Genomic DNA, 9,571 nt, shown 5'->3' with positions numbered 1-9,571 from the left:
CTTGTGGGAGCTGGCTTGCCGGCGACAAGGCCGGAACAGGTAACAACACCCGAACCGGCCAGCACGCCCTCAGGCTGCTCTTTCGTTGGATCTGTCAGCGCTTCTGGGTCAGCGCACGGCGCTCGAACTCGACGATGCGCTGGCGATAGTGCTCGATGGTCTGGGCGGTCAGCACGCTGCGCTGGTCGTCCTTGAGCTCACCGTTCAGTTCATGGGCCAGCTTGCGCGCGGCCGCCACCATCACGTCAAAGGCCTGCTTCGGATGACGTGGGCCAGGCAGGCCGAGGAAGAAGCTCACCGCACGGGTGCTGAAATGGTCGATGTCGTCCAGGTCGAACACACCAGGCTTGACCGCATTGGCCATGGAGAACAGCACTTCGCCGTGGCCGGCCATGCTTTCGTGGCGGTGGAAGATGTCCATTTCGCCGAAGCGCAGGCCGCTTTCAAGAATGTTCTGCAACAATGCCGGGCCCTTGAAGCCACCCTCGTCGCGGGAAATGACGCTGATGACCAGCACCTCTTCGGCCGGTGGCAGCTCCTTGACGCTGCTGCTGGCAGCGGGCGCCGGGTTGCCACGGGTATTTTCGGCGGCGAAGTCGTCGTCGCTGTCGGTGAACAGGTCGGGCTCGCGCGGCTCGGCGCTCAGGCCCAGGTCGCCCTGCTGCACATCGGCCGCGGCTGTGGCGCGCTTGCCACGCTTGCTGGCCTTGGCCGGCTTTGGCTCGCGCTCGCGGTCACGCGCCGAGGCGCTGAGCGAAGGCAGGTCGCTTTCGTCCAGTTCCGGTTCTTTATGGGTATCCAGTACCCGCGACGGGCCGAGTACTTCGGCACTGCCGCCCTCTTCGTCCGGCAGGTTGGAATAACTGCGGTCCAGACGGAATTTCAACTTGCCTTTGCCGCCGCGCATGCGGCGCCAGCCGTCGAAAAGAATACCGGCAATGACAATGATGCCGATGAGGATCAGCCACTCGCGCAGACCGATTTCCATGTAATCCCGTGCCTCTATAAAAATATGCTTGAAAACAAAGGGTTCAAAGCCCTTTAACACGTGGCGCCAACTCTATGTTCTGACAGGCGTTTTACCCACGCAATAAACGAGTGACATTAAGCTAGCACGACCAAAGACAACTTTACACCGTCTGTCGCACATGACGGGGGCATTTCGTTGGAGAAAGTGCCCGCATCGTCGCACATCACGCATCGACCATGGCCATGGCGGCCTCCACATCAACTGCAACAAGACGTGAACAACCGGGTTCATGCATGGTTACCCCCATCAGTTGATCGGCCATCTCCATCGCAATCTTGTTGTGGGTGATGTAGATGAACTGCACGCTCTCACTCATTTCCTTGACCAGGCGCGCGTAGCGCCCGACGTTGGCATCGTCCAGCGGCGCATCGACTTCGTCGAGCATGCAGAACGGTGCGGGGTTCAACTTGAAGATGGCAAACACCAGCGCCAATGCGGTCAGTGCCTTTTCGCCGCCGGACAGCAGATGGATGGTGCTGTTCTTCTTGCCCGGCGGTCGCGCCATGATCGTCACCCCTGTATCGAGTAGATCTTCGCCCGTCAGTTCCAGATAAGCGCTGCCACCACCGAAAACTTTTGGGAAAAGTGCCTGTAATCCGGCATTTATCTGATCAAAGGTATCCTTGAAGCGGTTGCGGGTTTCCTTGTCGATCTTGCGAATGACGTTTTCCAGGGTCTCCAGCGCCTCCACCAGGTCGGCGTCCTGGGCATCCAGGTAGCGCTTGCGCTCGGATTGTTGCTCGTACTCCTCAATGGCGGCGAGGTTGATCGCACCCAGGCGCTGGATACGCGCCTCGAGTTGCTCCAGCGCCTGTTCGGTGCCCTGCTCGCTGGCATCGGCCTCCAGGGTGGCGAGCACCCCTTGCAGGTCGTAACCGTCGGCCAGCAGCTGCTCCTGCAGGGTCTTGCGCCGCACATCCAGGCCCTGGCACTCCAGCCGCAGCTGCTCCAGCTGGCCGCGCAACAACAGCGCCTGCTGCTCAGCCTGCGTGCGGCGCTTCTCGGCCTCGCGCAATTCGCGGTCGGCTTCGTCCATGTGCAGGCGCGCCAGGCGCATTTCCTCGTCAACACTCATGCGCAGTTCCAGCAGCGCTTCGAGCTTCAGGCGCAACTCCTCCTGTGGTGCCTCGCCCTCCTCCAGGTTCAGGCTCAGTTGCTCCTGGCGCTCGGTCAGCCTTGCTGCTTGCTGCTCCAGGCGCTCCAGAGCCTGGCGGGTGGAGTCATGCTGCGCACGCAGCGAGCCCAGCCGCACGGCCAGCTGGTGGGCGTGGTCCTTGTGCTGGCGGGCCTCCTGGCGCACCCGGTCGAGGCTTTCGCGCAGGGCGTCGCGGCGGGCCATCAATTGCTCGCGCTGCTCGGTGTCCTGGGCCATCAGCTCCACCGCCTCTTGCAGCAACAGGCGGGCTTCGCCCAGTTGTTCGTGCTCAAGGGCGCGCTGTTCTTCCAGTTCGGCCAGTTCTTCCTGCAAGCGCCGGCGGCGCAGCTCGACCTGTTCGGCGCGCGCACGGCTGGCCGAGAGGCTGGCTTTCAGTTCACCGTGCAGGCGGTTTTCTTCCTGGCTGCGGCGGCGCAGTTGCTCGCGCTGTTCTTCCAGGTCCAGCTGCTGCTCGCGCAGGGTTTGCAACTGTTGCTCAAGCTGTTCCAACGCCGCTTCCTGCTGCAGTTGTTCCTGGCCCAGGCGGTCGATTTCCTGGCCACGCGCCAGCACTCCGCCTTCGGCCTCACCGCCACGGCGCACCCGCAGGAAGTGCCGGCCAACCCAGTAGCCATCGCGGCTGACCAGGCTCTGCCCGTCGCCAAGCGCTGTGCGCTGCGCCAGCGCCTGGGCCAAGTCCTCGACAGGCATGACCTGACCCAGCCAGGGTGCCAGATCGACACCGCCTTCGACCTTTTCCAGCAGGCTGCCGGGCAACGACGCGCTGGCATCGCTGGCCTGCAGCAAGCGCAGCTCGCCTTGTTCCAAACCGGCAAAATCGAGGCCGTTGAAATCGTCCACCAGCACGGCCTGCAGGTCAGCGCCGAGCACGGTTTCTACGGCAAGCTCCCAGCCCGGTTCTACCCGCAAGCCTTCAGCCAAGCGTGGCTGTTGCTGCAGGCCCTGGCCCTGCAGCCAGTCTGCGGCGCCCGCCCCCGGCTCCAGGGCTGCCTGCTGCAACGCTTCCAAGGATGCCAGGCGGCCGCCCAGGCGCTGCAGGTCGCCCTGTGCCTGCTGCTGGGCCTGGGTAGCCTGCTGCAACTGCCCGCGCGCGCTTTCCAGACGCTCGACCACCTGTTCTTCGGAGAGCTGCAGTTCTTCCAGCAACATTTCGCTGCTGGCCAGTTGTTCGGCCAGATCCAGCAGGGTGGCGTCCTGCGGATCGCTCCCGAGTTGCTCGCGCTCTTCGCCCAGCTTGCGCTGGCGCTCAGCCTGGCGCTCCAGGCTGGCTTCCAACTGCTGCAGGCGCGCCTGCTGCACTTCGGCCTGGCGGCGCGGTTCGGCAGAGCGGCTGTTGAAGCTGTCCCACTGCTCTTGCCAGCCGTGCATGGCCAGCTCGGCCTCTTCCAGCGCCGCCGCAGCTTCTTCGGCGGCGCCCAGGGTCATTTCCTGCTCGGGTTCGAGCATGGCCAACTCTTCGCCCAGGGTCGCCAGCAAGGTGCGGTCATGCCCCAGGTGCGACTCGGTTTCCAAACGGGTGCGCTCGGCCTCCTTGAAGTCGTCCTGCAACTGGCGCAGGCGCTGCTGACCGTGCTGGATACTCTGCTCGACCCGGGCAATGTCACCGGCCACCGAATAGAAACGGCCCTGCACCTGGTTGAACCGCTCGGACAACTCGTGATGACCGTCACGCAGGCGCTCGATGCTGGCATCGGCGTTGCGCTGCTCGGCCACCAGTGCCTCGTGGGCCACGCCCTGGTCACCGATCACCGACTCGCGCTGGCGTACCCGCTCGTCCAGGTCGCGCCAGCGCAAGGCCGACAGCTGCGCTTTCAGCTGGCGCTCCTGCGCCTTGTACTCACGGTACTTTTCCGCGGCCTGGGCCTGGCGGTGCAGGCGCTCGAGCTGGCGTTCCAGTTCTTCACGCAGGTCGGTCAGGCGTGCCAGGTTTTCCTGGGTGCGGCGGATACGGTTCTCGGTTTCGCGGCGGCGCTCCTTGTATTTGGAGATGCCGGCGGCTTCCTCGATGAAATTGCGCAACTCTTCGGGCTTGGCCTCGATCAGCTTGGAGATCATGCCCTGTTCGATGATCGAGTAGCTGCGCGGCCCCAGCCCGGTGCCGAGGAAAATGTCGGTGATGTCGCGCCGGCGGCACTTGGTGCCGTTCAGGTAGTAGCTGTTCTGCCCGTCGCGGGTGACCTTGCGGCGGATGGAAATTTCGGCGTACGCGGCATACTCGCCGACCAGGGTGGTTTCGCTGTTGTCGAAGACCAGCTCGATGCTGGCCTGGCTGATCGGTTTGCGCCCACTGGAGCCGTTGAAGATGACGTCGGTCATCGATTCGCCGCGCAGGTTCTTCGCCGAGCTCTCGCCCATCACCCAGCGCACCGCGTCGATGATGTTGGATTTGCCGCAGCCGTTGGGGCCGACCACGGCCGCCATGTTGCTGGGGAAATTGACCGTGGTCGGGTCGACGAACGACTTGAAGCCGGCCAGGCGAATGCATTTGAGGCGCATCGGTCAGCCTCGGGCCAGTGCCGCCAGCACCAGTTCGCAGCTGCGCTGGCAGTAAGCGGTAAGCACCTCGCGAATGTGCGGCAGGTCACGGGCGACCACCGCTTCGAGCAGGCGGGCGAACAGGTCGAGGTAATCGATCATGTTGGCCTGGCGTTGGTCCAGCGCCAGATAATAGGCACGGCTCATGGCCGGCTGCAGGTTTTCCACGGTTTCCTGCAAGAAAGGGTTATCGGCGAACGGATAGGCGGCGCGCATCACCGCGAAGCTGTCACCGACGAAAGCCTTGATGTCCAGCCGGTCGTGGGCGCGCTGCAGCCGCTGCTGAATCTCCAGAAACGGGCGCAGGTCGGCTTCGGTGCGCCATTTTTGTGCAACCGCATTGCCCAGCAGGATATAGAACTCGCCCATCAGCGCGCACAGGCTGCGCACGCTGCGTTCGTCCAGCTCGGTGACATGGGCACCGCGGCGCGGCAAGATCGCCACCAGGTGGCGGCGTTCGAGAATCAGCAACGCCTCGCGCACAGAACCGCGGCTGACATTGAGTGCCTGCGTAACCTTTTGCTCCTGAATGCGCTCGCCGGGCGCCAGCTCGCCGCGGATAATGCGTTCGGCCAGGTAATCGGCAATCTGCTCGGAGAGGCTGTCCGGGGCCTTGAACGTCATGGTTTTCCTTCAAAATCATTGAACTGGGCACAAGGGGCGAAGTGTAGCGCACTTGACCATTGGTCGCGCAGAGGGGGCAGGCGGTTTATTTGACCCAGCAGACAACCGCGGGCCCGGCGCGATCTATGCTTGCAATATGGGCAATGAACAGGGTTGGGCGAGACCATGCGCAATTTCTTGACCTTTGGGTCAGAAAAATATTGACCTGCTGGACAGGTGTTGCTTAGAGTCCGCCCAACAACAATAAAACCATTGCGAGGCCATCCCCGTGATCCAGTTTCTCGTCAATCAGGAGCTGCGTAGTGAGCACGCCCTGGACCCTAACATGACGGTGCTGCAGTACCTGCGCGAGCACTTGGGCAAACCCGGCACCAAGGAAGGCTGCGCCAGCGGTGACTGCGGCGCCTGCACCGTGGTGGTCGGTGAACTGACCCAGGACGCACAGGGCAACGACAGCCTGCGCTACCGCAGCCTCAACTCGTGCCTGACCTTCGTCTCGTCGCTGCATGGCAAGCAGCTGATCAGCGTCGAGGGCCTCAAGCACCAGGGCCAGCTGCACAGCGTGCAGCAAGCCATGGCCGACTGCCATGGGTCGCAATGCGGGTTCTGCACACCCGGCTTCGTGATGTCGCTGTTTGCCCTGCAAAAGAACAGCGACGGCGCCGACCTGCACCAAGCCCAGGAGGCCCTGGCCGGCAACCTGTGCCGCTGCACCGGCTACCGGCCGATCCTCGACGCCGCCGAGCAGAGCTGCCGCCAGCCTTGCCGCGACCAGTTCGATGCCCAGCAGGCGCATACCATCAGCCGCCTGAAGGCCATTGCCCCCACCCAGACCGGTGAACTGAACAGCGGCGACAAGCGCTGCCTGGTGCCACTGACCGTGGCGGATCTTGCCGAATTGTACAGCTCGCACCCAGAGGCGCGGCTGCTGGCCGGCGGTACCGACCTGGCCCTGGAAGTCACCCAGTTCCACAAGACCCTGCCGGTGATGATCTACGTGGGCCACGTCGCCGAACTCAAACGCATCGAGAAAACCGCCAGCCACCTGGAAATCGGCGCCGCAACCCCGCTCACCGACTGCTACGGCGCCCTGAACGACGAGTACCCCGACTTCGGCGCCCTGCTGCACCGCTTCGCCTCGCTGCAGATCCGCAACCAGGGCACCCTCGGTGGCAACATTGGCAATGCCTCACCGATTGGCGACTCGCCACCCCTGCTGATCGCCCTGGATGCGCAGGTGGTGCTGCGCCAGGGTGAGCGTCAACGGGTGATGCCGCTGGAGGACTACTTCATCGACTACCGCATCACTGCCCGCCAGGACAGCGAGTTCATCGAGAAGATCATCGTGCCACGCGCCAGCCGCGACTGGGCGTTCCGTGCCTACAAGGTATCCAAGCGCCTGGACGACGACATCTCCGCCGTGTGCGGCGCTTTCAACCTGAGCATCGAGGACGGGGTGGTCAGCGGTGTGCGCATCGCCTTCGGCGGCATGGCAGCGATACCCAAGTGCGCGCGCGCCTGCGAAGCCGCGCTGCGCGGCAAACCCTGGAACGCGGCGGCCATCGAGCGTGCCTGCCAGGCCCTGGCCGAAGACTTCACCCCGCTCAGCGACTTCCGCGCCAGCAAGGAATACCGCCTGCTGACTGCACAGAACCTGCTGCGCAAGTACTTCATCGAACAGCAATCGCCGCACATCGAAACCCGGGTGACCGCTTATGTCTAACCACCATGTAGCCAAGAGCCAGGCCGAGATGGCCGAACTGTTCAGCCAGCACCTGACCACCGGGGTTGGCCGCAGCGTCAAGCACGACAGCGCCGACAAACATGTCTCCGGCGAGGCGCTGTACATCGACGACCGCCTGGAATTCCCCAACCAGCTGCACGTCTATGCCCGCACCGCCGACCGTGCCCATGCGCGCATCCTGCGCATCGACACCGCGCCGTGCTATGCCTTCGAGGGCGTGCGCATCGCCATCACCCACGAAGACATCCCTGGCCTGAAAGACATCGGCCCGGTGGTGGCGGGTGACCCGCTGCTGGCTATCGACAAGGTCGAGTTCTTCGGCCAGCCGGTGCTGGCCGTGGCTGCACGTGACCTGGACACCGCACGCAAGGCGGCCATGGCCGCAATCGTCGAGTACGAGGACCTGGAGCCGGTGCTGGACGTGGTCGACGCGCTGCGCAAGCGGCACTTCGTGCTCGACAGCCACACCCACCAGCGCGGCGACTCCGCCAGCGCCTTGGCCAGCGCCCCGCACCGCCTCCAGGGCACCCTGCACATCGGTGGCCAGGAGCATTTCTACCTGGAAACGCAGATTTCCTCGGTGATGCCTACCGAAGATGGCGGCATGATCGTCTACTGCTCCACGCAGAACCCCACCGAAGTGCAGAAGCTGGTCGCCGAAGTACTCGACGTGCCGATGAACAAGGTGGTGCTGGACATGCGCCGCATGGGCGGCGGCTTTGGCGGCAAGGAAACCCAGGCCGCCAGCCCGGCCTGCCTGTGCGCGGTGGTGGCGCGCCTGACCGGCCAGCCGACCAAGATGCGCCTGCCGCGGGTCGAAGACATGACCATGACCGGCAAGCGCCACCCGTTCTACGTCGAGTACGACGTGGGCTTCGATGAGAATGGGCGCCTGCATGGCATCAATCTGGACCTGGCCGGCAACTGTGGCTATTCGCCCGACCTGTCTGGCTCGATCGTCGACCGCGCCATGTTCCACTCCGACAATGCCTACTACCTGGGCGATGCCACGGTGCATGGTCACCGCTGCAAGACCAACACCGCCTCCAACACGGCGTACCGCGGCTTTGGCGGCCCGCAGGGCATGGTTGCCATCGAACAGGTGATGGACCATATCGCCCGCCACCTGGGCCGTGACCCCCTGGCGGTGCGCAAGGCCAACTACTACGGCAAGACCGAACGCAACGTCACCCATTACTACCAGACCGTCGAGCACAATATGCTCGAAGAGATGACCGCCGAGCTGGAAGCCAGCAGCGACTACGCCGAGCGCCGCGAGTCGATCCGCCGCTTCAACGCCAACAGCCCGGTGCTGAAGAAAGGCCTGGCCCTGACCCCGGTCAAATTCGGCATTTCGTTCACCGCCACCTTCCTCAACCAGGCCGGTGCGCTGATCCACATCTACACCGATGGCAGCATCCACCTGAACCATGGCGGCACCGAAATGGGCCAGGGCCTGAACACCAAGGTGGCGCAGGTGGTGGCACAGATCTTCCAGGTGGATTTCAGCCGTATCCAGATCACCGCCACCAATACCGACAAAGTGCCCAACACCTCGCCCACGGCCGCCTCGAGCGGTGCCGACCTGAACGGCAAGGCGGCGCAGAACGCGGCCGAGATCCTCAAGAAGCGCCTGACCGAGTTTGCCGCACGGCACTACCAGGTGACCGAGGAAGACGTCGAGTTCCGCAACGGCCATGTGCGGGTGCGCGATCAGATCGTCAGTTTCGAGCAGCTGGTGCAGCAGGCCTACTTTGCCCAGGTGTCGCTGTCCAGCACGGGCTTCTATCGCACGCCGAAGATCTACTACGACCGCAGCCAGGCCCGTGGCCGGCCGTTCTACTACTTCGCCTTCGGCGCTGCCTGTGTGGAGGTGATCGTCGACACCCTGACGGGTGAATACAAGATGTTGCGCGCCGATATCCTGCACGATGTCGGTGACTCGCTGAACCCGGCCATCGACATTGGCCAGGTAGAGGGCGGTTTCATCCAGGGCATGGGCTGGCTGACCACCGAGGAACTGGTGTGGAACGCCAAGGGCAAGCTGATGACCAACGGCCCGGCCAGCTACAAGATTCCGGCAGTGGCTGACATGCCACTGGACCTGCGCGTGAAGCTGGTGGAAAACCGCAAGAACCCGGAAGACACCGTGTTCCACTCCAAGGCCGTGGGCGAGCCGCCGTTCATGCTCGGCATTGCCGCCTGGTGCGCGATCAAGGATGCCGTGGCGAGCCTTGCCGACTACCGCGTGCAGCCGAACATCGACGCGCCGGCAACGCCGGAGCGGGTGTTGTGGGGGTGTGAGCAGATGCGAAAGGCGGTGGCCCAGCAGCAACCGTCTGAACAGGAATTGGAAACCGTCACCCACTGACAACGCAAGGCCCTGTAGGAGCGGCCTTGTGTCGCGAAAGGGTCGCGAAGCGGCCCCAAGATCTTGGCTACTGCATAGATTGTCGGGGCTGCGGTGCAGCCCTTTCGCGAC

Annotated in this window: 5 protein-coding genes; 2 read left to right on the top strand and 3 right to left on the bottom strand. The window is 63.9% G+C overall.

Translation table 11 applies throughout. The features are described 5' to 3' along the window. Nucleotides 1-94 precede the first annotated feature (94 nt). The 3 genes from zipA to B3361_RS10605 all read right to left on the bottom strand — a co-directional run bounded on the left by zipA (nt 95) and on the right by B3361_RS10605 (nt 5,345). A complete protein-coding gene (zipA, locus tag B3361_RS10615) occupies nt 95-988 on the bottom strand; it encodes a cell division protein ZipA (RefSeq protein ID WP_054881417.1) in 894 nt (297 codons plus the stop codon). Between the two features lie 205 nt (nt 989-1,193). Next, nucleotides 1,194-4,682 carry a chromosome segregation protein SMC gene (smc, locus tag B3361_RS10610; protein WP_154211625.1) on the bottom strand — a complete coding sequence of 1,163 codons (3,489 nt, stop codon included), beginning with the start codon at nt 4,680-4,682 and terminating at the stop codon, nt 1,194-1,196. A 3-nt stretch (nt 4,683-4,685) separates the two neighbouring features. Beyond that, nucleotides 4,686-5,345 (bottom strand): GntR family transcriptional regulator, encoded by a 660-nt coding sequence (locus B3361_RS10605; protein ID WP_009683923.1) that lies wholly within the window; start codon nt 5,343-5,345, stop codon nt 4,686-4,688. A 268-nt stretch (nt 5,346-5,613) separates the two neighbouring features. Here B3361_RS10605 and xdhA point away from each other — a divergent pair, with 268 nt between their 5' ends. Together xdhA and xdhB are read left to right on the top strand one after the other, a co-directional pair. After that, nucleotides 5,614-7,068: a xanthine dehydrogenase small subunit gene (gene xdhA / locus B3361_RS10600; protein ID WP_286920203.1), complete on the top strand. Its 1,455-nt coding sequence runs from the start codon at nt 5,614-5,616 to the stop codon at nt 7,066-7,068. Continuing rightward, the gene (xdhB, locus tag B3361_RS10595) at nt 7,061-9,460 is read left to right on the top strand and encodes a xanthine dehydrogenase molybdopterin binding subunit (RefSeq protein ID WP_182336662.1); all 2,400 of its coding nucleotides are present in this window, start codon (nt 7,061-7,063) and stop codon (nt 9,458-9,460) included. The genes xdhA and xdhB overlap by 8 nt, the downstream gene beginning before the upstream one ends. Nucleotides 9,461-9,571 lie beyond the last annotated feature (111 nt).

The sequence above is a fragment of the Pseudomonas sp. UBA6699 genome (assembly GCF_002454615.1).
Classification (GTDB): Bacteria; Pseudomonadota; Gammaproteobacteria; order Pseudomonadales; family Pseudomonadaceae; genus Aquipseudomonas; species Aquipseudomonas juntendi.
Note: the sequence above shows the minus strand (reverse complement) of the source record. Positions and strands in the feature narration are given on the sequence as shown.

What these genes read in the sequence shown, in the direction of transcription:
- zipA (WP_054881417.1), bottom strand. Translation starts at nt 988, where the DNA reads ATGGAAATCGGTCTGCGCGAGTGGCTGATCCTCATCGGCATCATTGTC.
- smc (WP_154211625.1), bottom strand. Translation starts at nt 4,682, where the DNA reads ATGCGCCTCAAATGCATTCGCCTGGCCGGCTTCAAGTCGTTCGTCGAC.
- B3361_RS10605 (WP_009683923.1), bottom strand. Translation starts at nt 5,345, where the DNA reads ATGACGTTCAAGGCCCCGGACAGCCTCTCCGAGCAGATTGCCGATTAC.
- xdhB (WP_182336662.1), top strand. Translation starts at nt 7,061, where the DNA reads ATGTCTAACCACCATGTAGCCAAGAGCCAGGCCGAGATGGCCGAACTG.